Source organism: Pseudomonas graminis (assembly GCF_004364335.1).
GTDB classification, from domain to species: Bacteria; Pseudomonadota; Gammaproteobacteria; order Pseudomonadales; family Pseudomonadaceae; genus Aquipseudomonas; species Aquipseudomonas graminis_D.
Genome location: NZ_SOCR01000004.1, coordinates 359217 through 385898, shown reverse-complemented (window position 1 = coordinate 385898; position 26682 = coordinate 359217). Strand labels below are relative to the sequence as shown.

General features: G+C 59.6%; 33 protein-coding genes. 6 read left to right on the top strand and 27 right to left on the bottom strand.

Translation table 11 applies throughout. From position 1 onward, the window contains the following. The first annotated feature begins 1 nt into the window (after position 1). The 3 genes from EC919_RS09385 to EC919_RS09375 all read left to right on the top strand — a co-directional run bounded on the left by EC919_RS09385 (position 2) and on the right by EC919_RS09375 (position 4038). Complete coding sequence (locus tag EC919_RS09385) at positions 2–2482, top strand: ABC transporter permease (RefSeq protein ID WP_133773273.1); 2481 nt, start codon at positions 2–4, stop codon at positions 2480–2482. Beyond that, entirely contained in the window at positions 2472–3590 is a 1119-nt protein-coding gene (locus EC919_RS09380; RefSeq protein ID WP_133773271.1) for a lipocalin-like domain-containing protein, read from the top strand. Before EC919_RS09385 ends, EC919_RS09380 begins: the two co-directional genes overlap by 11 nt. A gap of 220 nt (positions 3591–3810) precedes the next feature. After that, a complete protein-coding gene (locus EC919_RS09375) occupies positions 3811–4038 on the top strand; it encodes a hypothetical protein (protein WP_122537513.1) in 228 nt (75 codons plus the stop codon). 556 nt (positions 4039–4594) lie between these two features. Here the strand turns inward: EC919_RS09375 and EC919_RS09370 are convergent. After that, positions 4595–4942: a hypothetical protein gene (locus EC919_RS09370; RefSeq protein WP_133773269.1), complete on the bottom strand. Its 348-nt coding sequence runs from the start codon at positions 4940–4942 to the stop codon at positions 4595–4597. Between the two features lie 518 nt (positions 4943–5460). Here EC919_RS09370 and EC919_RS09365 point away from each other — a divergent pair. Together EC919_RS09365 and EC919_RS09360 are read left to right on the top strand one after the other, a co-directional pair. Then, a complete protein-coding gene (locus tag EC919_RS09365; protein ID WP_133773267.1) occupies positions 5461–5733 on the top strand; it encodes a hypothetical protein in 273 nt (90 codons plus the stop codon). After that, the gene (locus tag EC919_RS09360) at positions 5730–6227 is read left to right on the top strand and encodes a hypothetical protein (RefSeq protein WP_133773265.1); all 498 of its coding nucleotides are present in this window, start codon (positions 5730–5732) and stop codon (positions 6225–6227) included. The genes EC919_RS09365 and EC919_RS09360 overlap by 4 nt, the downstream gene beginning before the upstream one ends. A gap of 137 nt (positions 6228–6364) precedes the next feature. On the opposite strand, the gene EC919_RS09355 is transcribed toward EC919_RS09360, so the two are convergent. The 12 genes from EC919_RS09355 to EC919_RS09300 all read right to left on the bottom strand — a co-directional run bounded on the left by EC919_RS09355 (position 6365) and on the right by EC919_RS09300 (position 16331). After that, complete coding sequence (locus EC919_RS09355) at positions 6365–7618, bottom strand: SGNH/GDSL hydrolase family protein (RefSeq protein ID WP_133773262.1); 1254 nt, start codon at positions 7616–7618, stop codon at positions 6365–6367. Beyond that, positions 7615–7833, bottom strand: coding sequence for a hypothetical protein (locus EC919_RS09350; protein WP_243842232.1), 219 nt, complete (start codon positions 7831–7833; stop codon positions 7615–7617). Before EC919_RS09350 ends, EC919_RS09355 begins: the two co-directional genes overlap by 4 nt. Before the next feature lie 10 nt (positions 7834–7843). Next, positions 7844–8269 carry a cell wall hydrolase gene (locus tag EC919_RS09345; protein ID WP_133773260.1) on the bottom strand — a complete coding sequence of 142 codons (426 nt, stop codon included), beginning with the start codon at positions 8267–8269 and terminating at the stop codon, positions 7844–7846. Between the two features lie 61 nt (positions 8270–8330). Continuing rightward, positions 8331–8609, bottom strand: a complete 279-nt coding sequence (locus EC919_RS09340) for a tail fiber assembly protein (RefSeq protein WP_133773258.1) — start codon at positions 8607–8609, stop codon at positions 8331–8333. Further along, a complete protein-coding gene (locus EC919_RS09335; protein ID WP_133773256.1) occupies positions 8606–8935 on the bottom strand; it encodes a hypothetical protein in 330 nt (109 codons plus the stop codon). Before EC919_RS09335 ends, EC919_RS09340 begins: the two co-directional genes overlap by 4 nt. Then, positions 8935–9960: a phage tail protein gene (locus EC919_RS09330; protein ID WP_133773254.1), complete on the bottom strand. Its 1026-nt coding sequence runs from the start codon at positions 9958–9960 to the stop codon at positions 8935–8937. Before EC919_RS09330 ends, EC919_RS09335 begins: the two co-directional genes overlap by 1 nt. Positions 9961–10032: 72 nt before the next feature. Next, on the bottom strand, positions 10033–10752 hold the full coding sequence (locus EC919_RS09325) for a hypothetical protein (RefSeq protein ID WP_133773252.1): 720 nt from the start codon (positions 10750–10752) through the stop codon (positions 10033–10035). Further along, positions 10752–11132: a hypothetical protein gene (locus EC919_RS09320; protein ID WP_243842231.1), complete on the bottom strand. Its 381-nt coding sequence runs from the start codon at positions 11130–11132 to the stop codon at positions 10752–10754. The genes EC919_RS09325 and EC919_RS09320 overlap by 1 nt, the downstream gene beginning before the upstream one ends. An 8-nt stretch (positions 11133–11140) precedes the next feature. Then, the gene (locus EC919_RS09315; protein WP_133773248.1) at positions 11141–14707 is read right to left on the bottom strand and encodes a host specificity protein J; all 3567 of its coding nucleotides are present in this window, start codon (positions 14705–14707) and stop codon (positions 11141–11143) included. A gap of 57 nt (positions 14708–14764) precedes the next feature. After that, positions 14765–15361 (bottom strand): tail assembly protein, encoded by a 597-nt coding sequence (locus EC919_RS09310; protein ID WP_133773246.1) that lies wholly within the window; start codon positions 15359–15361, stop codon positions 14765–14767. Positions 15362–15402: 41 nt separating this feature from the next. Beyond that, positions 15403–15747, bottom strand: coding sequence for a hypothetical protein (locus EC919_RS09305; RefSeq protein ID WP_133773244.1), 345 nt, complete (start codon positions 15745–15747; stop codon positions 15403–15405). Positions 15748–15821: 74 nt separating this feature from the next. Further along, the gene (locus EC919_RS09300) at positions 15822–16331 is read right to left on the bottom strand and encodes a hypothetical protein (protein ID WP_133773242.1); all 510 of its coding nucleotides are present in this window, start codon (positions 16329–16331) and stop codon (positions 15822–15824) included. Positions 16332–16549: 218 nt separating this feature from the next. Between EC919_RS09300 and EC919_RS09295 the strand changes: the two genes are divergently transcribed. Next, a complete protein-coding gene (locus EC919_RS09295) occupies positions 16550–16774 on the top strand; it encodes a hypothetical protein (protein WP_133773240.1) in 225 nt (74 codons plus the stop codon). 127 nt (positions 16775–16901) lie between these two features. On the opposite strand, the gene EC919_RS09290 is transcribed toward EC919_RS09295, so the two are convergent. The 14 genes from EC919_RS09290 to EC919_RS09225 form a co-directional block, all read right to left on the bottom strand. Then, positions 16902–17660 carry a C40 family peptidase gene (locus EC919_RS09290; protein WP_133773238.1) on the bottom strand — a complete coding sequence of 253 codons (759 nt, stop codon included), beginning with the start codon at positions 17658–17660 and terminating at the stop codon, positions 16902–16904. 2 nt (positions 17661–17662) lie between these two features. After that, positions 17663–18412, bottom strand: coding sequence for a phage minor tail protein L (locus EC919_RS09285; protein ID WP_133773236.1), 750 nt, complete (start codon positions 18410–18412; stop codon positions 17663–17665). A 7-nt stretch (positions 18413–18419) separates the two neighbouring features. Beyond that, a complete protein-coding gene (locus EC919_RS09280; RefSeq protein ID WP_133773234.1) occupies positions 18420–18758 on the bottom strand; it encodes a phage tail protein in 339 nt (112 codons plus the stop codon). Then, a complete protein-coding gene (locus EC919_RS09275; RefSeq protein WP_166650516.1) occupies positions 18748–21633 on the bottom strand; it encodes a phage tail tape measure protein in 2886 nt (961 codons plus the stop codon). Before EC919_RS09275 ends, EC919_RS09280 begins: the two co-directional genes overlap by 11 nt. Positions 21634–21660: 27 nt before the next feature. Beyond that, positions 21661–21891, bottom strand: coding sequence for a phage tail assembly protein T (locus EC919_RS09270; RefSeq protein WP_133773230.1), 231 nt, complete (start codon positions 21889–21891; stop codon positions 21661–21663). Beyond that, complete coding sequence (locus EC919_RS09265; RefSeq protein ID WP_133773228.1) at positions 21888–22322, bottom strand: phage tail assembly chaperone family protein, TAC; 435 nt, start codon at positions 22320–22322, stop codon at positions 21888–21890. Before EC919_RS09265 ends, EC919_RS09270 begins: the two co-directional genes overlap by 4 nt. Positions 22323–22331: 9 nt before the next feature. After that, the gene (locus EC919_RS09260) at positions 22332–23060 is read right to left on the bottom strand and encodes a phage tail tube protein (protein ID WP_133773227.1); all 729 of its coding nucleotides are present in this window, start codon (positions 23058–23060) and stop codon (positions 22332–22334) included. A gap of 87 nt (positions 23061–23147) precedes the next feature. Beyond that, a complete protein-coding gene (locus EC919_RS09255; protein ID WP_133773225.1) occupies positions 23148–23513 on the bottom strand; it encodes a DUF3168 domain-containing protein in 366 nt (121 codons plus the stop codon). Next, complete coding sequence (locus tag EC919_RS09250; protein ID WP_133773223.1) at positions 23513–23956, bottom strand: HK97-gp10 family putative phage morphogenesis protein; 444 nt, start codon at positions 23954–23956, stop codon at positions 23513–23515. The genes EC919_RS09255 and EC919_RS09250 overlap by 1 nt, the downstream gene beginning before the upstream one ends. Next, positions 23949–24281: a phage head closure protein gene (locus tag EC919_RS09245; RefSeq protein ID WP_208294961.1), complete on the bottom strand. Its 333-nt coding sequence runs from the start codon at positions 24279–24281 to the stop codon at positions 23949–23951. Before EC919_RS09245 ends, EC919_RS09250 begins: the two co-directional genes overlap by 8 nt. Further along, positions 24251–24610, bottom strand: a complete 360-nt coding sequence (locus tag EC919_RS09240) for a head-tail connector protein (RefSeq protein ID WP_133773221.1) — start codon at positions 24608–24610, stop codon at positions 24251–24253. The genes EC919_RS09245 and EC919_RS09240 overlap by 31 nt, the downstream gene beginning before the upstream one ends. Then, positions 24607–24798 (bottom strand): hypothetical protein, encoded by a 192-nt coding sequence (locus EC919_RS09235; protein WP_133773219.1) that lies wholly within the window; start codon positions 24796–24798, stop codon positions 24607–24609. Before EC919_RS09235 ends, EC919_RS09240 begins: the two co-directional genes overlap by 4 nt. A 37-nt stretch (positions 24799–24835) precedes the next feature. Then, positions 24836–25999, bottom strand: a complete 1164-nt coding sequence (locus EC919_RS09230) for a phage major capsid protein (protein WP_133773217.1) — start codon at positions 25997–25999, stop codon at positions 24836–24838. Positions 26000–26001: 2 nt separating this feature from the next. Then, complete coding sequence (locus tag EC919_RS09225; RefSeq protein ID WP_133773215.1) at positions 26002–26664, bottom strand: HK97 family phage prohead protease; 663 nt, start codon at positions 26662–26664, stop codon at positions 26002–26004. Positions 26665–26682: the final 18 nt, after the last annotated feature.

Below are 26682 nucleotides of genomic sequence, written 5' to 3'. Positions count from 1 at the left end.
GATGTCGGTTTTCTACTGGACGTTGAAAGCGCTGCTCAGCCACTGGCGCCGACATCCGGTGCAGTTTTTCAGCGTGCTGACCGGCTTGTGGCTGGCGACCAGCCTGCTGACCGGCGTGCAGGCGCTGAACAGCCAGGCCCGCGAAAGTTACGCCAAGGCCAGCCAGATGATCGGCGGCGAGCCGCAGAAGATTCTGGTCTCACCCAACGGCGCCAACTTTTCCCAAGACCTGTTCGTGACCCTGCGCCGGGCCGGATGGCCGGTCTCCCCCGCACTGCGCGGGCGCGTCACCCTCAAAGAGGCGCCGGAGCAGCGCCTTACCGTGCTCGGCATCGAGCCGGTCTCGCTGCCGGTGAACACCTCGCTGGCCGGGCAATCCCTGGACACCGCGCAGATCGTCGACTTCTTCACCCCTCCCGGGACCACCTGGATTTCGCCGCAGACCCTCGCCGCCCTCGGGCTGCATGAAGGCCAGCAGCCGGTCATCGACTCCGGTAAAGTCCTGCCGCCGCTGCGTGCGAAAACCGACATGGCGCCGGGCGTGCTGCTCATGGACATCGGTTTCGCCCAGCAACTGCTCAACCAGCCGAACCAGATCTCGCGGCTGGTGCTGCCAAAGGACTTCGCCGATAACGCTCCCGCCCTGCCGGCCGAGCTGAACGGCGAGCTCGTGCTGCGCAAAAGTGGCGAAGACAACGACCTGGGCAGGCTCACCGAGAGCTTCCACCTGAACCTCGACGCGCTGGGTTTCCTATCGTTCGTGGTCGGGCTGTTCATCGTCCACGCCGCCATTGGTCTCGCGCTGGAACAGCGTCGCGGGCTGCTGCGCAACCTGCGCGCCTGCGGGGTGAGCGCACGTGGGTTGATGGTGAGTCTGGTGGTCGAGCTCGGCGTGCTGGCCTTGCTCGGCGGCATCGCCGGCGTCATCAGTGGTTACTGGCTGGCGAGCGCGCTGCTGCCCGATGTCGCGGCCAGTCTGCGCGGGCTGTACGGCGCTGAAGTTGCCGGGCACCTGAACCTGAGCGTCTGGTGGTGGCTGAGCGGATTGGGCGTCAGTCTGCTCGGCGCGTTTCTAGCGGGAGCCAGCAGCCTGTTGCGCGCCGCCCGCCTGCCCTTGCTGGCACTGGCCAATGCCCAGGCCTGGCATGAAACCCACGCCAAATGGCTGCGACGCCAGGGCTGGGTCGCCGGAATTTCAGCGCTGATCGCGGTATTGGCCGGGCTATTCGGCGACAGCCTGGCGCTGGGGTTCGTGTTGATGGCGAGTCTGTTGTTGAGCGCGGCGCTGGGCCTGCCGGTGCTGCTTAATCTTCTGCTCGACGCACTGCTGGGCAGAAGCCGTTCGGTGCTGAGGCAGTGGTTTCTCGCTGACTGCCGCCAGCAATTGCCGGCCCTCAGCCTGGCGCTGATGGCCTTGCTACTGGCGATGGCGGCAAACATCGGCGCGGGCAGCATGACGTCGGGGTTCCGCCAGACGTTCACCCACTGGCTGGAGCAACGCCTCAGCGCCGAGCTGTACATCAATCCGCAGAATCCGGCTCAAGCCGCGCCGTTGCAGCAGTGGCTGAGTCAACAACCGCTGACATCGGCGGTGCTGCCCAACTGGCAAGTCTCGCTGCAGCTGCATGGCTGGCCGGCCGAGCTGTATGGCGTGATCGATCATCCGCACTACCGCCAGCACTGGCCGCTGCTGGAATCGGCGAGTGGCGATGCCTGGAAGCAACTGGCACAGGAAGACACGCTGATGCTCAGCGAACAACTCGCCCGCCGCCTGGACGTCAGCGTTGGCGATGAAGTGAAACTGCCCGCGCCTGACGGACCGTGGCCGCTGCGCGTCGTTGGCATTTATGCCGATTACGGCAACCCCAAGGGCCATTTACTGGTGAACGCCGACCACTTGCTCAAGCATTGGCCGCAGCTCACACCCAACCGCTTCAATCTGCGCATCGATCCCCACGCCATCCCGCAACTGCTGCGGGTTCTGCACAACAAATTCACCATCGACGACAACCGCATCGTCGATCAGATCCAGCTCAAGGCCTGGTCGCAACAGGTCTTCGAACGCACTTTCGCCGCCACCGCAGCGTTGAACAGCCTGACGCTGATGGTGGCCGGCGTCGCGCTGTTCATCAGCCTGCTGACCCAGAGCCAGAGCCGCCTCGCGCAGCTGGCGCCGTTGTGGGCGCTGGGCGTGACCCGGCGACAATTGATGCTGCTCAATCTGGCGCAGACCTGGCTGCTGGCGGTGCTGACGCTGGTGCTGGCAATTCCGCTGGGGCTGTTGCTGGCCTGGTGTCTGGACGCCGTGATCAACGTGCAAGCGTTCGGTTGGCGCCTGCCGCTGCAAGTGTTCCCGATGCAGCTGGTGCGCCTGACGTTGCTGGCGATGCTCGCCACCCTGCTCGCCTCGGCATGGCCGCTGTACCGTTTGTACCGCACCCGCCCCGCTGATTTGCTGAGGACTTTCGCCAATGAAGGTTAAAGCCCTGCCCCTGTTCATCGTTCGCCTGCAGATCGTCGTCCTGCTGCTGTTGGGCCTGATACTGAGCGGCTGCGACGACAAACCCGAGGAAGAAAAAGGCTTCGCCGGCCTTGCCGACGACGCCTCGAGTTACGCGCAGGTTACGCCGGACAAGCGTTTCGTGTTTCCCGACGATCACGGCCCCCACGACGATTTCCGTATCGAGTGGTGGTACGTCACTGCCAATCTCAAGGATGCCGACGGCCAGTCATTCGGGGTGCAATGGACACTGTTTCGTAGCGCCCTGCCCCGTGCGAAAGCTCTGCAAGGCGATGGATCTGGCTGGAGCAACCGCAATTTGTGGATGGGCCACGCGGCGGTAACGTCCCGGGACGACCACTTCGCCGCGGAACGATATGCCCGTGGCGGCGTGCAGCAGGCCGGCGTGACATTGGCGCCATTCGCAGCCTGGATCGATAACTGGTCCTTCATCAGCCAGTCTGCCAACGACGATCCGCTGGCAGACATGCAGCTGCAGGCCAGCGGGCCGCAGTTCAACTATCGTCTGCACCTGAAAGCCACGAAGCCGCTGGTGCTGCAAGGCAAGCAGGGCTTCAGCCAGAAGTCCGAGCAGGGTCAGGCGTCGTATTACTACAGCCAGCCGTTTTTTCAGGCGGACGGCAGCATCGAGATTGACGGCAAAACCTATCTGGTGTCCGGGCCTGCATGGCTGGACCGTGAGTGGAGCAGCCAGCCGCTCACCGATAACCAGACCGGCTGGGACTGGTTCTCGCTGCACCTGGGGGATGGCACCGAAGTCATGCTCTATCGCATGCGGCAAAAGAACGGCGAGCCGTACCTGACCGGGACCTGGATCAATGCAGACGGCAGCACCGAGCCACTGGCGGCGAAGGACATCGAACTGATGCCGGAGGACACCACTGACGTTGACGGCCGCGACATGCCTACACGCTGGTCGGTGAAAATCCCTTCGAAAGCCGTGGACATCGCTGTCGAAGCGCTTAATCCGCAGGCGTGGATGAACTTGCAAATTCCCTATTGGGAGGGGCCGGTCACCCTGAGCGGTAGCCATGAGGGCGTGGGGTATCTTGAGATGACGGGGTACTAAGCCGAATAGGTTCAGGGTCGGCTCGGTGACGCCTCAGCCACGGCTCCCCTGCACAGCTCGCCGACTACTGTTACGCCGCCGCGAACGACCCTAATAATCATCTCCTAATAATCATCTAAAGTTTCCTCGCGGCTGCCGATAAACAAAGAATCGGATAGTGAACCCCATACCCAAAACCCCATCAGGCAGGACGCCTGCTTCAATAGCGTCTGGAGCCTTGATGTCTACTCTAAGCTTGAAAGATATGCAGCTGGATCTCGAAGATTCTGCGGCTTACTTTGATTCTCTGTCGCAGTTCCTCGAAGGTCACGCCATCTACCTGAAGGCTCAGCGAGTCGTGTGCCGACAAGAGGACCTCATGCTTCTCGAAAGTCACGCCGGTAACCTTGCCAACTCGGTGAGGTACATCAAAACCGCGGCTTTGCGGATCGCCAACCGCTCGCGTTAACGCCGGCGACATATGCGCTTCCCGGCCGTTACGTGGGCAGCGCATCTTGAACCTGTCAGCGATTCGACATCCCACGAAAACCCCCTCGGGGATCAAAAAACTCCGCCCCACCTCCCTCGCTTGCAAGGTTTTTATTGAACGATCCAGTCCTGCTGGCACTCGATAAAGCTAGGCCGCTGACGGCAGCGCGCCCTGATCATGTGTTCTCGCCGAAAGGAAGCGGGCTCGTGTCAGGGCTGTATATCGCGCCGAGACAGGGCCAAAACGTTACTGGCTGAGTGCATTGCGCAGGCTCGGGATCAGACAGCGCAGGATGCACGACACGCGCCATATGTACGCAACCATGTGCCTGATGTCCGGAACCCGGCATTCATCGTCGCGCAATCCCAGTAACGCCAAACACGCCGAAACATAAAGGGTTTAGGACGAATGTGCGGATTAGCTGGCGTAACCCGAATGCGCTCAAAGGGGCTGCCCAGCGCACTCTCACTACCCTCAAAACCCCTGCCGGGAACATTGATTGGTACAAAAAGTGGTACGAGCGTAATTGCCTGCGTCAGCTAACCATATCAGCGCCTGTCGGGAGCGCCGTGCTACTCGCTTGCGTGAAAAGGTTGTCGAAATGGTTTAGAAAGGTCTCGGTCAGGTGGCCGTGGTAGTAACCGTAAGTAGGGGTAGAAATAGCTTGGTTTTGCGGTTTGATGATGTTGAAAGTGAGCACGCCCTGTTTAACTGATGGTCGAAACCAAGCTTGCCTTCCCCAGTTGCCCGATTTGTGGGTGAAGTCTCCATCGGAATCGACATCCCAGGTGGTGATTTTTCCAGTCAGTTCCGTTTGGTTGATCTTGGACTTGAATTGGTTCAGCAAGTTTTGAGGGTTGCTGGTAAAGAAGTCGACAGCCATGTCCGGTACTCGATAGATGTTGGATCCATATTGATAGCACCTGACCGATGATTCGCCACATTCGACTAATAGATGATTGACATGATGACGTAGCTACCATCTATCCCAGATTTTCAGTCAAAAATTTTTAACATCGTCACCAAGGCAAATCGTCAAACACGACGATATCACCACGCCCGATGCAGTCAGACAGGAACTTGACGCCTTGCCCGCGACGATCAACCGCGCCACGACCTGCGATGCTGCAGAACGAGTTGGACTAGGTGCCGAAGGTTACGTGCTGGTTGTAGAGCGACTCGAGCCGCTCCAACCGGGATCCATTGGGTTGCTCTGTTGGCTTATAGAGCAGGCTGTCGGATTTCGTTCAGGTGAAATTGAGGTAATGCGGTAAGATCTCGCGCCGAATATCCCGGCCAGGCTTTGGAGCCAACTGGCCTTCGCCGCAGATGTCCAGAATCACCCGGTGATCGACTGCTTTCTCACTCGAGAACCCAGAATCAGCCTACTAACGGAGTAGCATGGCAAGCTCAGAAAAGGAAACCTCGTCTTGGGTCGATGGCGTGGCATCCATAATCGACTCGGTTACAAATCTCTATACGACTGTTGCTGCAAAATCGCCGTTCGTGGCCGATACTGTCGTGATACTGGTTTTTTTATTACCATTCTTTTGGCTGATTTGCCGCTACCTCGGCATCAGCACCAAGGAGAAAAACGCGACGCTGCGTGTCATAGACGCCAGAAAGTCTGCCAAGAAAGGCGCGAAGAAAATCTTAGGAGGACCGAAAAAATGACCCACACCCTGATTACGTTCGCTTCCGCGGCGCTAATAGTGGTTTATTGGATTGTTTGCCGTCGTCGATCACTCGTCCACAGGGAAAACGCTGCTGGCCTGCTGGTCGAATATTTCGAAAAGAAAGGCGTCAGCGAGAAGGACAAAGACGCTGCTACATTTTTCTACCGATTTGCGACCAGCTGGGGCTTTTTACCGCTGATGACCATCCTTGCCATTCCTGTAATTCTAGGTGGAACGCTGTTCAATCGCCCTTTGACCTCTGAAGGTGGCAAGGAAAAGGACCGCATCATCGACGAATCGATGAAGATGTATATGTTCCGCAACCCGATAACCGGCGCTGCATGCTTCTTGGTGTTCTTTGTTCTGGCATCTGTAGCCATGTTGTTGGGGCTTTTCGCCAATCGGTTAAGATCCATTCCCTCACCCTCTGCGGTCTATATGACGACAGCTGCTAAAGTGGATGTCCATCCGTTACGCAGGCATGCCCACTGACCGAAGCCCGGCCTAGCGCCGGGCTTTTGCGTTCTACGTCATCTACGCTGTTGAAAGGCTTCATCAACGCGAGGCCTAGCCCGGCAGACCCGCTTACCTCCATCTGGCGGGCTCCCGCTCCATACTTGCGCGCTCCGCTAGACTTTCCTGACCCCGAACTGCCCGACTTTCACCCGCACGCCATCCAGATTGACGCCAGCGGCCAGGTACAGGCCCATCCGCGCACTCACGACGGCTTCGGTCTTGTCAACAGCGGCCCTCTGAGTTTCCAGCGCACCTCTCCAGTTCGCCGGCAGCGTGAAAGGCTCCTGGTATTTGTCCATCGAGCGGTAGTAGATGGTGGTGGTGGTGGAGGTGCTCGACACTGGCTTCGTGAAGATCAGTTCGGCTTCCCAGCCAAGAATCGCCCGGGATGTACCAGCGATTTCCACCGCTGAAACCATCTCGACCAAATCACCCGCGAGCAGGTTGTCCAATGTGACGTTGGCCGAGGGCTGGACGTAGATATAGCCGCCTGCCGCCGTCATGTTGCCGTTCAGCTCGATACACTGCACTTCACCGTACTGGCCCTGCTCTTTGTACCAGCGCGTGGTAACGCCAGCCAAGCCCGAGCCTGCCGCTTTGTAGCTATCAGCCAGTACCGACCCGGCCACGGCGTTTACGCCAGCCGGCAAGGTACCGCCGGTGCCGGTCATTAGTGGGTTCAGGTTCAAGCAGCCGAACGGGCGGATGGCCGAGTACAGGTCGGCAGCATCGGTCGGCAGCGGTACGCCGAAGAATTCAAAGTTGGCGTTGATGATCGGCACACACCGCGACTGGATGAAATCCGCGCCCAGCAGGTTCGGGTGCAGGCCTTCGACAGTCATGTCCTCGGTGAAACCGTCCCAGATATTGACCACAGGCACGAACTGCCGGACGAAGCCCAGCACCCAGTCTTTGTAGGCTATCGCGTCCGCCAGCGCTTGACCGGTCAGCGCCTTGGCGCCGAAGCGCGGAGTACCGGTGCCCACGATCAGGTACTTGCCGGGCGTGTTCTGGAACGCCGTGATGGCCTTCATCACGTTGGCCTTGCTGTCGGCAAGCGTCATGCCCGGCGTCGTGCTGTCGTTCGTGCGCGACAGCAGCATCCACAAATCGGCAGTCGCGGATGTCAGGCAGGACGGCAGCCGTGGCATGAACTGCCCCGAGTGGTCGCCTACCTTGCCCTGATTGTCCAGGTAGCTCGGGAACAGGCCCGTCTTTGCCGCAATCGCGCCGGCGTATCCATACGCTTCGGTACCGAAGGCTTTCGGATCGATCGTGTGGCAGTTCGCGCTGAAGCTGTCGCCCAGCAAGCCTAAGCCACGACGGATGCGGCGGCGGGTCGGCAGCGCCTCGGCGAGCAAGGTCATGCGAACACCTCGAAGGCAGCACCGTTCGCGGGCACGAAGCGCACCGTCGCACGCGGGATGTTGAGTGGATATGCCCCATCATTCCAGAGCGTGTCGGACGTCAGCCAGCTGTCGGCTGTTTTGATCTGAATTGCGACAGAGCCGCCGTTCGCCTTTACTGCCAGCGTCACGCGCATGGCGCGATCGTAGGACTCTTCTTTTGTTGTCGTCTGCACAGATCGCTCCTCAGGGGACGTCGCGGAAGAAAACGTGATTGCCTAGCTTCAGCGTCCGCTTTGCCTTCGCCGCCCAGTCCGGCGCCTTGGGCATGGTGGTCGCGTAATAGTGAGTTGCCCCACCGGTGGGATCCGCCACCTTGCCGTCAATCACCTGGTCAGCAGCAATTCGGCACTGCGCCAGCTCGCGGAACGGAATCGCCCGTGCGCCGCTCAGGAACTGATAGTTCGGGTCGTTGCGGTTCCAGCAGCTGAACTGGTACGGCTTCTGGCATACGCCGGCGTAGCCCTCGCCCCACCACGACTTGTCCTTGCCATCGTCCACGCGGTTGCGGATCGTCCAGGCCACGGCCACCATCCCGGCCAGTCCCTCGCCTCGCGCTTCGCCCCACAGCGTGCGCGCCAGCACATCGCGATCTTGTTCGGTCACGGTCATCACATTTCTCCAGGCAAAAAAAATCCCGCTCGATGGCGGGTTGCGGTAAAGCTCAGGGTGCTCAGGTCGGAGGCACTGGCCAGTCGACAGTCGTGGGGTATCCGGGCTGTAGCTGAATTTTTGCCAGCGCCGAACGGTATCTTTTCCAAGCGATCAGAAGCGCCTCGCCGTCATCGTCCGCGTCACCGGTATCGTGATCATCCTGAAGCGGCTGAATGGCATCGTCGGCGATCTTCTTGCGCCTGATTTGCTCGGCGATCACTTCGCCCATCAGCGCAATAACCCGCTGCGTTTCCTTCATCTCTTTGGTGATGAGCTTGGACCAGTCGATATTGCTCATTCTGGGAATGCCTCTGGGCTTGGGGGAGCCGCAAGCGGTTGTGGGAATGCAACTGGGCCGTCCGGCACGCCGACCAGATCAACCGGGAATGCCTGCGCCGGGCTGTAATTAGCCGGGTTGGGAAACAGCAGCGTGACCACCAAATCACCGGAGATCATTTCCACGTCGCCCGCGAACCACTCTGAATGGATCGCAGAGCGCGGTAAGGTGGCACCATCAGGAATCGCGGAGAAATCGAATTCTTCGCCGTTGATATTCAGGACCTGCCCGGTTTTGACGACTTCCAGCAAGTCGTCTCGGCGCTGGGGGGAAAGCTTGATAATCATTAGAACCACCTGCCTATAGCGATTACATGGACATACGGGGTGCCGACAGTCGCTGAGGGGTGTGAGTTGCCGACGGCAATTGTCGTGCTGCTCCCGCTACCAGCGCTGTCCTGGGCAGCGTTTAGGAACCCCCCATTGCCACCTACAGACCCCGCGGCAGGAACGCAGATGGGCTGGGCGGTGAACGGCGACGGAAAGGACCACGCCGCTGCCGCCGCGGATCCCGGCGGCAAGGACGGGTAGGCGATCCCGTGCCGGCAGATCATCGTGCCGTTAAGGTATTTCGTGAAGGTACCGTTGCCGTTTGTGCCTTCTTCGACGATTGCACCGGTAGGAATCCCGCCGGATTGCGAGACAGTACCGACCGCGTTTCCTTCGTGGTATAGGGTGCGAGCAACCGCCCCCATTGAGAAGCCGCCAACTTTTAGTTTGTTGTCGGTATCCAGGCCGAAGTGAATCGCATATGACGCATCTCTGATAAAGGTAATGACGGAGGACGCGCCGGCATTTGCGCCGTTAGAAATACGTAATGCTGTTCTCCCATCTTTCCCGGATGAACTTATGTTTGCGATTCCTGGCGGCTCACCAGAAGAGAAAAACGTACCCGCGGAATTATTGTTCACTCCTAAGCCAGCTGCGCCGAGCGCCGCCAATGCACCTGCAGCCGTTGTCATCCCGGTGCCGCCCTTCGTCACCGGCAAGGTGTCGTAATTGCCGGTGGTGCCCAAAGCTGCGAGCTTCGTGCCGAACTGGTTCACGAGGGCTCGCAATGCGTCGGCCGAGTCTTTGACGTAACCCTGCATCGGCGCCACCGCGTAGGTGCCTGCGTTGGTTGTGGCGCCAAGGTAGTTCGGGGAGATCGCCATCGCTGTATCGCTGGCAATGTTGGTCACTTCGTACCAGCGACCGTCCGGACCGAGGAATGCGTCCCCTACCCGGCTGTTGGCGATGAACGAAGTATTGCTGCCGGTGACAGCGTTGGAATTTTGGCCGACGGAAACCGTCCCGGCTTTGTACCAGGGCATCACATATCTCCAAATTAATTAGTGTTCAGCGCAGAGCAAAGTTGCCGAGACGGCGACCTCAAGGCCGTGATTTCAGTTGTGATACCTGGCGGCAGGAAACTTACACACCGGGACGCAGAAGCTGGTGTTGGCGCCGTAGGGGTAAGAGTTACCTCCGCCGGGCACGTTGACGGTGATATCCAGCACCGGCACGCCATTGTCGAGGATGGTCATACCGGCGAAGTTGAATCCGATGAACCAAGTAACGCCTCGGTCGAAAGCGGATATGCAAACAAAGTCATCAGCGTCCAACGCCAGGTTGCTGCGATAGGTGAAGACTGTCTGGCCGGTAACGAAGCTCCAGTTCTTCGCGAACTTTGTGTAGCGGATGATCCGATCATCGGAGTTAAAAATGATGTTGCCGCTGGCGTCCCACTGGTTCATGCCGAAGCGGTTTTGATTCGGGGAATCCGAGTACTTGCACGCCACGAACTCGACGTAGGTGTTCTGCAGTTGATTGCCACCGCCGATAGCCGAGTTCGCTACAAACCCCGTCCAATTACCCGGACCGCCCAGCAGCGTGAGGTAGACGCTGACCTTGGGGTGAACGCCGTTCAAGTTTCCGAAGAAAATCTGCGGCGGTTCCTGAGTTCGGATCGGCTTGGCAAATACGTAGGAGCCCTGCCCGCCTTTATCAGTGAATGAGGAAGTAATCCTGAATGATCCGCGCTCGGAAAAGACCATGGTCTTGTAAGTGTTGCTGATGATGACCGAGCCGCCGTTGTTGGTTACTGAAAGGCCATAGTCCGCCATCAGATCACCCTCACAACTTCAACAACGCACTCCACCGTTTTCTCTATCCAGGCGTCTCGCTGGTTACCCCCAACGCCGGTGGGCTGCCGGTAATTCATGTAGCGGATGATGCCGATCTGAGTGCCGCCCAGATCTTTGTACGTTGGGGTGTATCCCCAATTGTCGTCGTAACCTGGCTGCGGGTAGTTTGCGTAGACCCGCGGGGTGATCATCACAAAGCAGGTTGCCGGGTTGTAGCCCGGGATGTCGTAAACCAAGCTGTCTGTTCTCACTCCGGTGCCCGAGGTCTTTGACCCAGGCACCACGAACGAGGCCAGGCGTTGGATGGTGAAGTCGTCCATCCCCAACGTCTTTGCGCCTGCACCGTCGAAAACCTCCATCCCAAAACTCATTCAGTAAGGTCTCCCAATTGCACGCGCTTCACGTTGTTGGCGTCATAGACGCGCACAGAACGGTTCGTGATGACCAGACGCCCGCCGCCGGCTACTGCACCGTTAATTTCGAGAGTACCGTCCTTGTTCAGAATCCACCCGCTCTGACCGGCAATGTAGTTGGTGGAGCTGATATAGCTGCCGATCTTGGCGTTGGTGATCGTGCCATCCTGAATAAAGGTTGGGCCCAGGAACAGCTGGCCGCCCTGCGACACAAATGGGGTCGAAATCGCCCCACCTGCCAACGTGTTCACCAAGGCGAAGCGATCGGCCGACATCAGGATTTGGCTTTGAAGTCCGGCACCGGTGTTCTCGATGCCCACTCCGATACCTGCCATCACATACTGTCCGTTGGAGTTGACTTGGAGCTTCACGGTGTATGAGGCTGAAACCTTGCCATCCAAAGTTGTTACGGCCTGGCTCGTTTGCTGAACAGCTGCAGCGTTGTTACCCACCGCTGTCGAGAGCTGCGAAATAGCGGTGGCGGTCGAGGACTGATTGTTGCTCACCACCTGGCGGAGATCTGTAACTTGGGCAACGTTGTCGCCAACCGTTGCGGTTAGCTGCGTCACAGTCCTGGCTGTGGCCTCGTTCTCGGTCGCCCGCACCTGCGATTCCGTGACGATGCTGGCCGTGCTGCTCCAGCCCTTCAGCGCATCAGCAAGCTCGCCCTCCCCATTGTCATCGCGAACCGATGCCCTGAGCGCCTGCACACTGCTGGCCTGCGCAGTGACCGCGCCGTCGAGCTCGGTGATGTCGGCCTTGTTGCTCGCGACTTGCTGCGCCAGTCCGTTCGCCGTCTGCACGACCTGGCCGACATCCAGCCAGTGAGCAATGTTCGGCGGCGGGGTATTGATCGGCACGTTCTGAGTCGCCTGATAAATCCTTCCGCCGCCGACAACCATTTGACCGCTGAGGTAGGCCTGATCCCCCTTGTAAGCGGACAGGCCATCGAGCGCGTCGATCTGGTCCTGCAGGTCGTCGATCTTCTCGATCTTGGCCAGGAGATCCTGACCCAGCTCAGTCTCGCCGATCTGGCCCGCGATCATGTCGAGGATCGGACCGGCTTCGGAGCTCGTCTGCCCCATCACACCGAGGCCGGTCGGGTACCACGGGCCGATGTTGCCCGTGCGGTCGACCAGTCGCGCCCAGAAGAAGAACGTCACGCCAGCCAGAAGGCCCTGCATGTTGTACTCGGACTGCGGGTAAGCCAGGTCGCTGAGCTTGGTGGCCGCAGCCAGGTCCGTGGTCGGGCCGTACCAGATCTCCGTGCGCTGGGTATCTGTCGCACCTGGTGGGAAAGTCCACTTGAGGTGTATGCCGAAGATCAGCGCGGTAGCCGTCAGCGATGTCACCGCCGGCGGCAGGCCCTCCTTCCCGTTGAGCTGGGTCAGGATCGAGCTGCGCCATACCGACGAAATGTCGTAGGCACTGACAGCCCGAACGCGCGCCAGGTACGCGCCGGAATAGATGCCCGCGATATCGACGCTGTTTGCGCCGGTGCGCTGCACCTTGATCCAATTGCCGTTGTCCTTTCGCCATTCGACGTCATAGCCCACCGCGCCATTCACCGCCGGCCAGGCGATCGTCATGGTGGTGACAGCCAGGCCCTGCGCGATCGCAGTGGTCGAGGTCAGCGTCACGCTGGCCGGCGCCGGAACGACCGTCAGCGGAATCACACTGATCGGCCGCTCCTCAAGGCGAGCGCCGGTGTCGATGTAGGCAAACTTGCTCGGCTCATATTGCAGCGCCGAGATCTCGTAGTCGCCTTCAGTCGTCCGTTTGGTGCTCAAAACACGGAACAGCGGAATGGCCAGATCGTCGGCGTCGAGCGCCCACTGCAGCTCTGGGCCTGGGGTTTGGCTGTACGCCGTGGTGACCGTGATCGCTCGACCATTCACCGACTGCACAGTGCGAGCTTGCGCTTGGCCGCTTGGCAGGTTGACGATCAGCCGGTCGCCGGCCTTGGCCATCGTGTCCCGGTCCAACGTCACCACGCGGCCAGCAGCGGCAGATATACGGCCGCCAACCTCGCGACCGGCGAGCAGCGAGTCGGCCACCGGGATGATGTAGCCCGGCAGCGGTATCGCGCCCTCCATGCCGGTCTTGAACGTGACGGTCCGGTCCTGGTTGTTGCTCATCACCACCCACTTCCCGCGGCGCTGAGCTTCGGAGGCGCGGGTGCACCCGATCGCGCTGATCTCGGTGGGTCTGTCGTCGAAACGACGCTGCAGCGCCAAGTCCGAATAGGCGGTCACGTCGGTGTCGTAGTTGTTGGCCGGGTTGTCGTAGCTGACGATTGCGCGGGTGTAGCGTGTCTTTGCGGAGGCGCTGCCGTAGTTCATTTCCCCGCCAATCACGTTCGCCCGGGTGAACACGTAGTCGAAATCCTGCGCGCGCGGCATGTCCGCCTGCATCACGAGCTGGCCCTGCGCCCAATAAGTCATGCCCCGGTAAATCGCTGAGATGTCGCGCAGCAGCGTCCAGGCATCTGCCTTGCCCTGGAGGTTCATGTCGCAGAGAAAGCGGGGCTCCTGCCCGCCGATGCCGTCCGACACCAGTTGATCGCAATACTGAGCGATCCGGTACAGCTCCCACTTGTCGACCATGTACGGCTTGATGCGCTTGCCAAGTCCGAAGCGATCTACCGTGCAGATGCCGTAGGTGACCCACGCAGGGTTGTTGGTCCAGGCCTGCTTAAAGGTGCCATCCCAAACGCCGGTGTAGGAGCGTGCGACCGGGTCGTAGTTGCTTGGGACCTGCCACTTGCGGCCCTTGCACTTGATGGTCACGGCCGGGATGTTGCTGAACTGCTCAGCGTCGAATTCGACGTACAGCAGCGCGGTGTTCGGGTAGCGGAGCTTCTCGTCGATCACCTCAGTCAGCCCGGCGACGAGCATCGTGTCGGCGATCTTGTTGGTGTTCTGGTTCGCTGTGAGGCGGCGCACCCGGATCTGCCAGCCGGAAGTCGCCGGGGGCAGATCAATACGGCGGGAGCGCTCATAACGGGTCGTGGTCTTTCCGTCCACGGCCTCGGCCAGCACCTGTACGTACGCGCCGCCGTCCGTGGCCAGGTCAACGGCATAATCGATCCGGTACCCGCCGACATTGCCCTCATCATCCTGCCGCTGGAGGGCTGGCCAAGCGAGGCGAACACGCACGGCCGAAAGCTGGATGTTGGTGATCGAGCGAATCCACGGGCTGTCGCTGCGCAGCTCGACATTGATGGTGGTTTCGTTCTCGACCGACGGGATACCCGGGATGTAATCCTGCTCAACGGAGCCGGAGCGCCACTCCCACTTAACGTTCGGGAAATTGACGTTGCCGCCGGCGTCGTTGATCGGCGTGTTATCCAGGAAGATGTCGGCGGCCGTGGGCACGCCTTCAAACTCCCCCTCGCCCACCGCGATAAGGATCTTGGCCAAGTTGGTGGAACGCAGGCTGTCGGTTGCCTCCGTCGGCGTTTTCGGGCTGCTGCTGCCGCCTTTGGCGCCCCGGATGTCCACTTGCTCAGCTGCGCCCATGCTTTCCTCCAGGCATAAAAAAACCGCCAATCGGCGGTCAGGTATTCCAGTTCAAAATCAGGTTTTGTCTTCAGCGAGAATCGATGCCGAGATGATCGCGCCGCCCCACCGACGTTCGCCGATACAGATCGCAACAGGGTTGCCGCTGGCAGTCGTGTTCTTGGCACTACCAAATGCGTAGGAAGGCAAGTTGTCGGGTGAAGCGCTTTGCTTTAAACCAGAAGCTTGTGGGCTCAGCATCTGAATAACCCCGCCCGCGACAAGACCAATACCTGCCGGCGCAAGATAAGGGGATGTGGCAGGAAACACGGCCGAGATGACCAACAAGACAACACCGAGCACAGTTTGCAGCACCCCGCCACGCTTGCTGCCGCCAACTACTGGGACAATCCTGATTTCTCTTGTGCCACCAAGTTCGAAAGCTGACTCACCAACGTTTCTACCATTTCGAAAAACGGCGAACCGCATGCCGAGCGCATCCAGCCTCTTCACCTCGCGGTCGAACCCCTCGATCGTGCAGCTAAGCGATTTCAGTACCTCTCGCGTACTTCCGGAATCGATCTGCTTCGGATGATTCCTACCAAATTTAGATGCCAGAGATCCGGACAACTTGATGTTGACCAGTCCTGGGGAGAGTAAAGGAGCAGCCTGCATTTTCACCTCGCAAAAGAAAGCCGCCTAATGGCGGCTTCTAATTATCTGCACTTCTGCATGGAATCCCTCAGCGATGATCGCCCGAGTTGAGACCAGGCAACCCGCTGATAGAGCTTTCCGACAGCGCCAGCCTGGGTAGTTGTGATGTCGAGAACATCGTCCGTTTGTTGGCCGAAGCCGTTCACGATCCTATAGCCTTTGGCGGTTTCGCTCATGACCGCCGCGGTGCTGTGTTCTTGCCATTCTGGAAACACACATAACGCATAGGCTTTTGCCGATTTCGAAGTGGTAACGGTTAAATTTGCTGGCGACGACATCAGGTCTGATGGACTGGAACAGGCAGCCAGCAGGGCAGCAGCTGCCAGCGCTACAACCAAAATTCGCATAATGGTCCCTCATTTAAGAAGGGCCGAGGGTAGCACTGGCGGCTTGATGCAAAAAGTCCAACGCTGGGTTGGGCTCAGGTTTGACTCAAATAATCTCGCTCGACAGCGGTGATACTGATCTCAACTTGAGACGACAGAACGCCGTAAGTGTCTGCAATCTCCGCGATCGCTCTTTTCAAGCTCAACCCGCCAAGCCCAGGTGCTTTTACCTTCATTTGCACCGTAGTGCCGAGGGCAAAGAATTGATTTGACGAGCAAGCAACGACTGAAGGCCGCGAACCGTCGAAATTACGATAAACCTTTTTAAGCTCAGCCTTTGCTGCTTCACTATCCCAGACATTGCGAACTTCAGAGCATCTGATCTGCACAGTGTTTCCCGCACTTTTAAGGTAGGCAACCTCCTCTATCTTGGCAACCCAATAGGGAGTGTGTCCGTAGTGCATAACCACAAAGTCCAGATCGGTGATGTCACTGAGCGCCATTCTGGGCAGTAGCAAAAAGGATTCGCTTACCAAACAGTCAAAATCATCCTGGGTAAAGCTGACAAATGCCACTCGCAGATCTTTTACCGCTTCTAAGTCCATTGCGTCATCCTTTTGTTCCATCAGAGTTCTGCCCATTGATACCACAGCTATAAAGCTAAGCAAGCTTTACAGCAAGGTCCTGTTCGAACATCCACCGCTGGACAAACGCTCAGTAACCGAATCGGATCCCTCCGTAGTAGCTTTGCGCCTTCAGCGAATCGCTCCGGGCCGTTGCCTGCAAGCCCATGGACCGGGGCAATATGACCTAGGAGGTCTATATGAGTTATGAACATGCACAAGCAGCAGCATCTATGGCAACGCAAGACGCACTACTAGCCCTGATCAGCGCCCTGGCCGAATCGGGAGCGCTGACGGACGAAGCGTTAAAGCGGCATGTGCAAAAGGTGCAAGATATTCAGCAAAGCAATAACAAACTTAATCAGGATATCTACGACAAGACAATCCACAGCTTCATCGCTGCGTCTGAAGGTAAAGTGCGGTAGCAATGACTTGTGCGGCGACTGCGTAATCTGCTAGCGAAGGCTTGTTGCGTGTCAACAAAGCCTTAGCTCCTTCAGCCGATTTCTCTTCATGACTTTTTTTCATAAACCTCTACCGCGGATGGGCCGTTCACTGTTTTGCGTCCTTATGCCTGAGGATCAGGCGTGTTCTGTCGTGCCATGGGCCGCCGAAGATGATGATCTCCGATGGCCTGCCGTACAGGTGGTGGAGCAGGAAAGGCCCAGCGCCGTGCACGGCAGCCGGCTCGCTGGGCAAGATCGGATCTGCGCCGAGGTAAATGCCAGCGTGGTTCGGATGTTTCGTGCGCCCGACTTCCATGACAACCATGTCCCCCCGCTGCGGTGTGCCGACACGCTCAAACCCAGCCGACTTGTACGCCTGCTCGTATAGGCTCGGGCTGTCGGCCTGCTCCCACCAACCGTCCTCACGCTTGAAGGCTTCGAACTCCAGCCCCCATTCGCGCTTGTACCAATCAGCGCAGACCTGCCAGCAATCCCAGGCACCGTGCACAAAGGGACGCCAGAGCAGCGGCGTGTTGCCGGTGGGAACGATGGTTCGCAGATCACCTTCAGGCCAGCTGAGGATGTGCCAGGGTAACTCCGTCGCCTCGCACATCGCCAGATCGCGCGGCGAAGGCCTGCTCGTGGCGTCCGGATGCGAGTGGACGATGCCGATCACCTCGCCCAGGTCCTCTGCCGCGGCGTAATCCTCCGGCGAGATCCGAAACTCTTCATTTGGATCAGCCGCAGTGTTCGTGCACGGGATGTACTGCTGTTTTCGCCCGATGCTGATCAGCAGACCGCAACACTCGCGAGGGTAATCGGTGGCGGCGTGCGCCTGAACCGCCTTGAGAATATGTTTCAGCATGGTCAGCTCCTGGCGATTAGAGAAACGGCAGGGAAGCCGCCAAACGGCAAGGGGTTGCCCTCACCGAAGCGAGGCACACAACCACGCCCCAGAGTCGCGTCGCACTCGTCCTTCTCTGGATCGTCGGTGAGGTTTCCATCCTTGTCCCGGTATGGGCCGGTGTAATTGCAGTTGGGGCCGCGGTACCCACTAGTCAGGCACCAGTGGCACAGCGTCGTCATCTGCCGCCCGATGGATTCACCACCCACATCGCCCGGGCTCGCCAACTCCCACGACACGCTCGACCCGTTCTCCGATGTCTTTTGGTCCAGAAACCAGACCTCGATCGTCTCCTGCGAGGGATCCGCGTCGGGGTTGCCGGCGGGGAAGTTCTCGGCATCGAGATACGTGCCCAGCGTGTGCCGCATCGTCAGCTTGAAATCCAGCAGGTCTTCAAACGCTAGACACAACGCGGTGATACGGCCGTTGACGTTGCCCACAGACAGCGTCGGCCGCACAGCCGTACCGTCGCCGGTCGCCTCGATGCCGTCGATCTGCATCGGCCAGGCGCCGTATTCCTCCCCCCGCCACCAGATCGCTTTTGCAAGCAGCTGATCGGCATCGGCGCCAGCAGCGATCAACTCGGCGGCTGTGTACGGGATGGAGTGACCGTGAAACCGCAACACATCCGCGCCGAAATCAGACCCATCCAATTCAAACAGCAGCACTTCACTCCCAGGTTCGAGCACCTGTATATCGTTGATCAGCGGCATGTTTTACCTATGGGATGAATGACTGGGTGAACGTGGTTGTCAGGGTGTAAAAGCCTGCGCCATTCGGCGAGACAGTGGGGGCTGATGCCCGGTAGAAGCTCATCTCGCCGAGTGGTGGCGTCCAGAAGAACGACTTGAACCCGGCGTGCCGATCAAGAAACGCTTTAATCTCAAGCGCAACGGCCTCGCGCACAACGAATGTCAGAGGCCACACATCGACTTTGTTGTTAGGCCCGTCGCCGACCACCTGCTCGTAACCGTTGCCGAATTTGCTCGATCTGGTCCGGTATTCGGGCGCGCTGGTCGTCTCCAGTTTCGGACACCAGGTGAATGTCTCAACGGCCATTGATGGTCCTCCAAATTGCCCCGCCTGGCCGAAGCTCTTCAGCGATCGCCTGCTGAGCGCCGCGTTTTGCGGTATCGGCATAAGCCTGCCCGACCGCCTGCATGTCTTTCGCCGACGAGTCGTTTGCCGCGCTGGGCACTGTAAAGTTCTGTTGAATGACTACAGATCCGGCGGCGTTGGCCGGGCCAGTGGCCGCAGACCCGCCCGAAGCCAGGCCTACATAGCCACCGTCCGCGTAACCCGGCTTCCCGGACTTGTTCAGGCGCTCGAGGTACTGACGCATCCCGGGCTGCTGAACCACTTCCTTGCGGATAACGACCTCTCCGCCGTGAACGACACCCATCGGCTCGTATTTCCCGCCGTCGCCGGTGTAGCCGCCATCCCAGTGCTGCGCGGAGAGCCAGCTCTGGTAAGCGGCGCCTGTATACCCGGTCTGAGTCGAGCCAGAAGACCCGCCACCGAAGTACGTGGTAGCTGCAGTCGTCGCCAGCCCAAGGAGTGCGCTGCTTCCTGATGCAACGGCCTGCCGCGCGGCGATCCGGGCCAAGTCAGCCAGAACCGATTTGGTGAAATCGGCGATCGAGGCTTTACCGGTCATGGCGAAGTTCACGACCGAATCCTCAAGGCCGCTGAACACTCCGGTAAACAGGCTCTTGGTCTGGCCCGCGACGTCCTTGGCGCTTTGCAGATAGTCCTGGTACGCAGACGAGGCTCCGACGGTCCAATCGCTCTGGGCCTTGTCCACGTCGACGTAATATTGCCGTTGCATCGCCAGGCGCTGATCCAGCGCGCTTTTCAGCGATGCCGTTTCCTTGTCGTAGAGCTCGGTGCTGAACTGGTCCTTGTTGCTCTTGTTGTAGTCGGAGGTCAGCTTGTCGAGCTGCGACTGATAGGACTGCTGGATGTTTCGCTGTTCCTGCAGCCGCTGCCTTTGAACATCGCCCAGACCGGCGCCGGCAAGGTTGTTGTCCAGGCCCTGCTGCGCGCTGCTGAGCTGGTTGCGCAAGTTCTCGTCGAAAGCAGCGAGCTTTCGCTGGGTGTCCAGCGCCTTTTCGCGCAGCGTGTTCTCCGCCTCGAGCGCGGCGTTTCGCTTGAGTTGGGCGGTGTAGAGGTCCGAGCTGGCCAGCAGCGATTTTTGATCAGCCGTCAGCGTCTTCTTGTTCTTGATATCGGCGAGCTGCTGCTCCCACTCGACCAACTTCTTCGCATTGGCGCCGAGGGTCTGACTGGCTGCGTTCTGGTCGCCGATCAGTGCGCTCTGCTGTTTAAGCGCTGCATATTGCTGCCGTGCCGCGTCCAACGCCTTGGTGCCGGCATCCTCTCGATACTGCGGCGTCTTCGGAGCCTTGGGGTCCTTGTACTTTTCGTTGATTGCGGCGATGTCCTTCGCCTGCTGATCTGGCGAGAGCACCAGGGATTTGTCGCCGGTCTTGCGAGCCTGGACGATCCGTCGTTCCACCAGCAGCCGGTAGTCGGCGAGCTCCCGGGCGCGCTTGTCGGCGTTGCTCTCCGTTTCCTTGCGGAGTTTGTCCAGCTTGAGCTGATCGTCCAGCGCCTGCTGCTGTTGTTGCTGCGCAAACCCTTTCGAAGCGGCCCGACGATCCTCTTCAGCCTTCTGAACAAGCTTGTCAGTTTTTTCTCGCTCGAGCGCTTCCTTGCGGAACGAGTCATCTGGGGTCAGGTTGCTCATCGGGTCGACGAGCTGGCCTTTGGCGTTACGCTGGTTGCGTTTCGCGGCATTGGCCGCAATTGCATCGAGCTGCTCGTCCAGTTTCTTGATCTGCTGGTCGAGCGTGTCCTCCCGGCCGACATTGAGCGCGGCGTCCCATGCCAGTTTTGCGGCGGACATGACGCCAGCCCATGCGGACTCCAGTGTGCCGAGGTTGTTCTTGATCGATGTCGAGGTGCGGTTCAGCCCGTCTTCATAGGCCGCCGTAGCGACCGCCGCTGCATCCTGCGTTTTGCCCTGCTCCTGCAGCGACCTGATGTTCTCGTAGGTCGTCGCCGTCAGAAAATTCATCGACTCGTTGAGCTTCAGAATTTCCGCGACCGGGTCCTTGGCGATGCGCTCGAAGTTCTTGACCGTCTCGTCCGCCGCGACACCTGTCGCCGACTGGAATTTTATCGCGGCTTCCGCAATCGACTCGAAGGCTGTGACAGGGATCCGCGTAGAGCTGGCCAACTGCGCCAGAACCTCCGCTGCCTTGCCGACAGTGCCGCCCGACTGAGCGACTTGACGAGCCATATCGGCCAGGCCGTTTGCGCTCGCGCCGGCGGTGTTACCCGTCATCGCGAGTGCCGCGTTATACGCCGTCGCCTCCTCACTGCCCTGCTTGTAGGCCAGCGCCAGCACGGCGGCCGCAGCTGCGGCGACCGTGAAAGGGTTGATCAGCCCCATCACGTAGCCCGACAACGCCTTGGCTGCTGGTCCGATGCCGCCGAACATGTCTTTGAGCTGACCGCCCTGCTGCAGGAAGACCGTCAGCGGGGCTTGACCACCTTGCAGCGACACAGCGATATCGGTGAACTGAGCTGGCACGCCGCGCAGCGCGGCGTTGTACGCTTTGGCCGACATCGTGCCTTTGGTCATGACCGTGTCGGTCTTGCCGATGGCGTCGCGCTGGTCGTTGAGCTTCTTCAGGTACTCATCGAAGTCACTTTTGTCCAAGCGGCCCGCTGCACGGTGCTTGCGCAGCTGCTCTTCCATCTTGTCGAGGCGGCCATAGGCACCCACTACCGGATCAATCTGGCCAACCAAGTTATCAAGCTGCTTGGCCTGCTTCTCGGCTTCGCGGGTGGCCGACTTGAGAGAGCGCTGGGCACGGTCCATCCCTTTTTCGAAGCCGCCGGTGTTCGCCACCAGATCGACCGTCAACTGGCCTAGCGAATCAACAGCCATAAATCACCCCTTCACGCGCTGCAATAGCGCCAACATATCCTGCGGCGTGGCAGCTTTCGGGGCGTCTTTAAAACCCCGGGCCGGCATGTAGTCCGAAAACTTGGCTTTACCGCCCATGACGTTGTTGAACACCGTGGCCAGCAGCGCGAAACCCTCATCGAGGCGAAGGCCCAGATTCAGCGAACCGGTTTGAAGCCGGTACCGCATCCAGTCCATCGCCTCGACGTAGGTCATTCTTTGCTTTGCTTCCGCGATCGTGGTGCCGAGGACGATGGCGAGCTCGTGCCAGAGCTCTTCCTCGGGTTGGATTTTTTTTCGAGCGCGCCCTCCGGAACCTTGTTGACTTCTCCGATAGCGGCGAGCAGCACAATCGCCAGCTCCGCGCACAGCGGGCCGTGACCTGTTTCTGGCCCGCCGACCACGTCCTCGACGGTAAACACCGGCACACCGTCTTTGTCGGTGATGCAGGAGGCGATGCGCTGGGCGGCCAAGTCGCCGCCACGGTCCTGCGCATCCCAGCGCTGGGTCAGCGAAAGGAACGACTCCTGCAGCACGTAAACGGTGGCTTTCTGGGGCTTACCGTTGGCGTGCCAGCTGACTTCTTTCTTCTGCGGTGCCGAGATGAAAGCGCCGGACGCTTTGAGCGAAGCAATATTCAGATCCATGGGTATTCCTTACGGCGCGCTCTTGGCGACCAGAACGGGCTCGCCCGAAACCTGGATGCCAACGGTGGATTTGACGACGTCGCCCAGGCCGAACGTGAACGGGAAACTGTTCATGTAGCCTTCGAAGGTGAGCCAGGTGCGGGTGTTTGGCAGGTCGAAGTCGATCTCGGTCTCCACCAACGCGCGGGCCGTTGCACCGGTACCAGAGCCACCTGTGAGCGTCACGGTCGGCGCGCTGGTGTAACCGGTGCCTTCGTTGGTGATGGTGAAGCCAGTGACTTTGCCGTTCGCGATCTGGGCCGTCGCCGTCGCGCCGGTGCCACCGCCGCCGGTGATAGCCACCGTAGGAGCGGTGGTGTAGCCGGCGCCCGCCGAGTTCAGCACCAGCGCTGAAAGACCGCCTGGCGTGCCGATAAGAGGCTGGATGCCTTCTTCGGTGTCGAAGTTGTAGCCGTCCGACCAGCCCACAACCCACTTGAGCTTCGTGCCAGCGGTCTTCAACTGGTGCAGGCGAAGGTGAACCGGGTTCTTGGGGTCGATGTTCAAGCCGAACGAAGCCGAACCTGGTTCAGCAAGACCGGCTTCGTATTCACGCCCTTTCGATTTGGTGCACGTCACGTCGACTTGCGCGACCGAAGTGTCGATGCCATCAAGCGTGGTAAAGCAGCCCACATCGAGGATGGTGTTATTGGCCGGGTCGATCGCGAAAAGCTCCGTGCCCTGGACATTAATGGTCAATTTGGTACTCCCAGATTTCCTGCGAAATCACATATTGGCGGGCATAAAAAAACCCGCCGGGGCGGGTCGTTCTTTCAGGTTTTCCGGCTATGTACTCACCAGCCAGGCAACATCGAAACCTTTGCGGTAGTTCTTGGTGGCGGTGTCCACGGTGTCGACGCCGAAACCGGTAATGTAGGCCCGCTTTCCGATGGCTTTGCGCATGGCAGAGACGACCGCATCGGCAGACACAGCCGTTGTGGCGTAGACATCGATCTGCAGGCCATACCGGTCGACGTCCGGCTGGCCGTTGATGTAATTGACGGGTGAGCCGCTGACCACCTGCCACACGGCGTACGGCTTGGCGACGTTCTGATCAGCCTGTCCGTGCGGGTAGAGGCGCATGGGAGCATCCCCGAGCAGCGCCGTTACCGCAGGGTCCGCTTTGCAGACAGCCACGATGGGAGCCATCATCAGTTCACCCCGAGTTTGATCAGTTGGTACTTGGCCGACCCGAGAAACTCCTTGAACACGGCCTCGCGGTTATTGGCTAGCGCGGGCCGCAGGAATGGCTTTGCGCGATTCTTCTCGGTGCCGAGCTCAACCCACCACCAATAGAACGTATTGCCACCGCCCTGCCCCCGGCTGCGCTTCCGCACACCGACAGACATCACAACTGCGCCCACTTCCACGCCGATTGCCTTGCGTTCAACGATCGCGAGGTTCTTCGGGATGTAGTTCGACGTTTCCGGGTCATCGATCCGCGCTGCCCGGTCCTTGGCGTCCGCGAGAACGAGCTCCATTGCATCCTTGGCCGCCGGCGTGACGACCTTGCGGCGCATCTCCTCGGTCAGCCCACGGAACCGGGCAGATAACTCGTCCGCTCCCCTGAGCTTGTACTCAACCCGATCACCCATCGTTCGTGCCCTCACTGGCTGGGAAGCTCAAGTACTCCTTACCAGACACGGGATCTCTCAAAATCCCGTGCAAGTTGTAGATCCTGCCGTCATGGCGAGCGCGCATGGCAGCGTCGAAGCCGTCACGGTATCGCGTCACGATCCTGCAAGTGACCTCGGACTGGGTGGACTGCGCCGAGATGAACTCGCGCACGCTTAAATCCCTGATTGCGGCCCATACCGAGGCAAATTCCACCCACGACACCAGCTCTTCGTTAGAAACGGGGTCGTTGGTGACGACCTTCTGCTCGAAGGTCACCCGATGACGGAGATCGCCGGCGCGCATGGGTATTCCTCCTGCGGTTTGCTGTCTGCCAGGCTGCGCGAAGACCATAGAAGCGGACCAACACCCATCGGCAGAACTTCCGCCGATGTGCCGACCAGCACAGCTTCACGATTCGTGTAGGAGTGGCCGATCAGCAGCAGAAGCGCAGATTTGAAGCTTGCCGGGATGTCGGCTGCGGTGGCGAGTTGATGGTTGTCGCAGTACCAGAGAGCCCAAGCCAGTGCCGACTCCGCGTACAGCTCGATCAGATCGTCCTCATCCGCCGAATCGACGCGCAAGTGCTTCTTGATGAGATCCATCGCCAGCAAATCGGCAAGGGCCACGGTCATTTCTTAACCTTTTCCTTCGCCTTTCCCTGGCCATCGACCTGGGCGGACTGCTCATCATCGGCCAGTTCAGCGAGCTTCATGCCGACCAAAGCATCGGCAACGTCATCAGACACTGGCCGCTTCTCATATTGGTCGAAATTACCAGCGTGGTAGTGAGAGAACTGCCGCAACGCGCGAATAGTTTTCATGGTGAAACCGGGGCGGTTCCCCGCCCCGCTCCTGTCATTATGCCGCTGGGGTGAAAGTGCCTTTGATGATCGCGGTCGGACGGTAGTGAGTTACCGCCAGGCGCTCTTCGCAAAGGATAGTCAGCATGTTCTTGACGAAGTTATCGCGGTCTTGGTTGCTGACCTCGATGGTTGCGTCCATGCGGTCCCAGATCTGCGAGGCCAGGTCGAAGCCGCCGACAGTGAAGGTGCCCTGCGCCTGGGCTTTGGTTGCCACAACCGGCAGGCCCCACATGACTTTCGCGGCGAACGCCGCCGGCCCGCCGAAGATGTAGCGACCATCGGCATCTTTCAGCAGCGCGATAGCGTGCCAGTCGCGCGGGTTGAGAATCAGGCCGGATGCCTCGAACTCGGACTCGCTGGTCTGGAAGATCGCGTGAGCGATCATGTCCGCGCGGGTGTCACCGGTGGCGTTCAGCGCGGTGTCGTACGCAGTGGCGACCTTGTTCAAACCCAGCAGGTTGTCACCGGTACCGTCACCGTTGAGCAACTGGCCTTCTTCGACCAGGTCCAGACCGAACAGCAGGCGGCCGTTCACGTAGGACTCCAGCATCGGCGCGTCGTCCATGATCTGGCGCGCAGCCTGAATCCAGTGAGCGATCGTTTTGACGTTCGCAGTTTCCTTGGTGAACGTCAGCTGGCTTTCGGGCTTCAAAGCACCCTCGGCTACCGGCGCGGCGCCGATGGTGAACACGTTCTCGCGCACGTACTCGATCGCGTTCGAGTTAGTGCGGCCCTGGGCCAGCAGGTCGCGGATGGTAAGACGGCGCATACCGGGCATCAAAATGCCTGGGTTGCGCTGAGCCTGTACCAGCGCACCAGCGGAACCAGCACCGCTGCCCAGCGCCTTGCTGAAGCTCTTGACATCAACTTTGCCGGAAGTGGAGCCGTTCCAGCCTTTTTTGATGTCCTCTGCCGCGCGCTCGGCGAAGCTCTTTTTGTGCTCTGGGTTGTCCAGTTCGCCGCCGGCGAGTTTGGATTCCAGGTCGAACAGGCGGGTACCTGCGGTTTTGAGCTCGTCCTGCACGGTCTGCAGATCGGTTTGAATCTTCTTGCTGACTTCACCGGTCGCGGTGATCTCTTTCTTCTGCGCATCGAACAGTGCGGTCATGTTCTCTTGCGCGGTTTCGATAGCCTTTTGAATCTGGGCCAATTCGGACATGTTTATTTTCCTACAGATGGGAAGGACTTGATGCGATCCAGGATCGCGGTGATTTCGCCACCTTCGGAATCGCTCCGAACTGCGGACTTGATGCGGGCGATCAACGCCTGCGCTTCGGATTTGGATAGGCCGGCCGAATCCCTCAGCCAGTGCTCCGCATCACGAATGGATTCGATGGCGTCCATGCTCTTTAACGAGGAGATCGATGCGTCTTCGTTGGCTGGCTCCGTGCAAATGCTGATCTCCCGCAGCCGCTGCATGGACTTGAAGGCCATGCCGGTCGCAATGCGGTCGAAGTCGGCAGCGCCAGCCAGAAAGCCCACCGACAGGCCGTTTACGGTGCCGTGCTGCATCGCGGACTTGAGCGCCTCGGACTGAGGATTACCCGGGGTGAGCTCGCCGCGCGCGAGCAATCCCTTGCTGTCCTCTTCCAGGTGCAGCCACTTCCCAACAGGAATGGCGTTTCGCTGGTGGTTGAAGAACATCGCCACCGGTCGGGACTGGCCCGTAAGCGCCTTCGCAAAGGCGCCCGGTAGAATGATGTCGCCATCCGCATCGACCTTGTTGAAGACGCTGGCATAACCTTCGAAGACGCCCTGCGTGCCCCCGCCGGAGAACTTGATTTCAGCCTGTTCGAAGGCGATGGTCTTATGAATATTCGACATTTACTGACTCCAGAAAAA

Coding starts and splice junctions, on each gene's coding strand:
- EC919_RS09295 (WP_133773240.1), top strand. CDS start 16,550: ATGAGTTATGAACATGCACAAGCAGCAGCATCTATGGCAACGCAAGAC.
- EC919_RS09385 (WP_133773273.1), top strand. CDS start 2: ATGTCGGTTTTCTACTGGACGTTGAAAGCGCTGCTCAGCCACTGGCGC.
- EC919_RS09325 (WP_133773252.1), bottom strand. CDS start 10,752: ATGGCGGACTATGGCCTTTCAGTAACCAACAACGGCGGCTCGGTCATC.
- EC919_RS09360 (WP_133773265.1), top strand. CDS start 5,730: ATGACCCACACCCTGATTACGTTCGCTTCCGCGGCGCTAATAGTGGTT.
- EC919_RS09365 (WP_133773267.1), top strand. CDS start 5,461: ATGGCAAGCTCAGAAAAGGAAACCTCGTCTTGGGTCGATGGCGTGGCA.
- EC919_RS09300 (WP_133773242.1), bottom strand. CDS start 16,331: ATGGACTTAGAAGCGGTAAAAGATCTGCGAGTGGCATTTGTCAGCTTT.
- EC919_RS09330 (WP_133773254.1), bottom strand. CDS start 9,960: ATGCCCTGGTACAAAGCCGGGACGGTTTCCGTCGGCCAAAATTCCAAC.
- EC919_RS09340 (WP_133773258.1), bottom strand. CDS start 8,609: ATGAGCAATATCGACTGGTCCAAGCTCATCACCAAAGAGATGAAGGAA.
- EC919_RS09245 (WP_208294961.1), bottom strand. CDS start 24,281: ATGCGCGCCGGCGATCTCCGTCATCGGGTGACCTTCGAGCAGAAGGTC.
- EC919_RS09235 (WP_133773219.1), bottom strand. CDS start 24,798: ATGAAAACTATTCGCGCGTTGCGGCAGTTCTCTCACTACCACGCTGGT.
- EC919_RS09320 (WP_243842231.1), bottom strand. CDS start 11,132: ATGGAGGTTTTCGACGGTGCAGGCGCAAAGACGTTGGGGATGGACGAC.
- EC919_RS09370 (WP_133773269.1), bottom strand. CDS start 4,942: ATGGCTGTCGACTTCTTTACCAGCAACCCTCAAAACTTGCTGAACCAA.
- EC919_RS09305 (WP_133773244.1), bottom strand. CDS start 15,747: ATGCGAATTTTGGTTGTAGCGCTGGCAGCTGCTGCCCTGCTGGCTGCC.
- EC919_RS09380 (WP_133773271.1), top strand. CDS start 2,472: ATGAAGGTTAAAGCCCTGCCCCTGTTCATCGTTCGCCTGCAGATCGTC.
- EC919_RS09310 (WP_133773246.1), bottom strand. CDS start 15,361: ATGCAGGCTGCTCCTTTACTCTCCCCAGGACTGGTCAACATCAAGTTG.
- EC919_RS09240 (WP_133773221.1), bottom strand. CDS start 24,610: ATGACCGTGGCCCTTGCCGATTTGCTGGCGATGGATCTCATCAAGAAG.
- EC919_RS09315 (WP_133773248.1), bottom strand. CDS start 14,707: ATGGGCGCAGCTGAGCAAGTGGACATCCGGGGCGCCAAAGGCGGCAGC.
- EC919_RS09345 (WP_133773260.1), bottom strand. CDS start 8,269: ATGACCGTGACCGAACAAGATCGCGATGTGCTGGCGCGCACGCTGTGG.
- EC919_RS09290 (WP_133773238.1), bottom strand. CDS start 17,660: ATGCTGAAACATATTCTCAAGGCGGTTCAGGCGCACGCCGCCACCGAT.
- EC919_RS09230 (WP_133773217.1), bottom strand. CDS start 25,999: ATGTCCGAATTGGCCCAGATTCAAAAGGCTATCGAAACCGCGCAAGAG.
- EC919_RS09335 (WP_133773256.1), bottom strand. CDS start 8,935: ATGATTATCAAGCTTTCCCCCCAGCGCCGAGACGACTTGCTGGAAGTC.
- EC919_RS09285 (WP_133773236.1), bottom strand. CDS start 18,412: ATGCCGCTGATCAACGATATACAGGTGCTCGAACCTGGGAGTGAAGTG.
- EC919_RS09375 (WP_122537513.1), top strand. CDS start 3,811: ATGTCTACTCTAAGCTTGAAAGATATGCAGCTGGATCTCGAAGATTCT.
- EC919_RS09255 (WP_133773225.1), bottom strand. CDS start 23,513: ATGATGGCTCCCATCGTGGCTGTCTGCAAAGCGGACCCTGCGGTAACG.
- EC919_RS09280 (WP_133773234.1), bottom strand. CDS start 18,758: ATGGCCGTTGAGACATTCACCTGGTGTCCGAAACTGGAGACGACCAGC.
- EC919_RS09265 (WP_133773228.1), bottom strand. CDS start 22,322: ATGGATCTGAATATTGCTTCGCTCAAAGCGTCCGGCGCTTTCATCTCG.
- EC919_RS09225 (WP_133773215.1), bottom strand. CDS start 26,664: ATGTCGAATATTCATAAGACCATCGCCTTCGAACAGGCTGAAATCAAG.
- EC919_RS09270 (WP_133773230.1), bottom strand. CDS start 21,891: ATGACCTACGTCGAGGCGATGGACTGGATGCGGTACCGGCTTCAAACC.
- EC919_RS09355 (WP_133773262.1), bottom strand. CDS start 7,618: ATGACCTTGCTCGCCGAGGCGCTGCCGACCCGCCGCCGCATCCGTCGT.
- EC919_RS09250 (WP_133773223.1), bottom strand. CDS start 23,956: ATGGGTGATCGGGTTGAGTACAAGCTCAGGGGAGCGGACGAGTTATCT.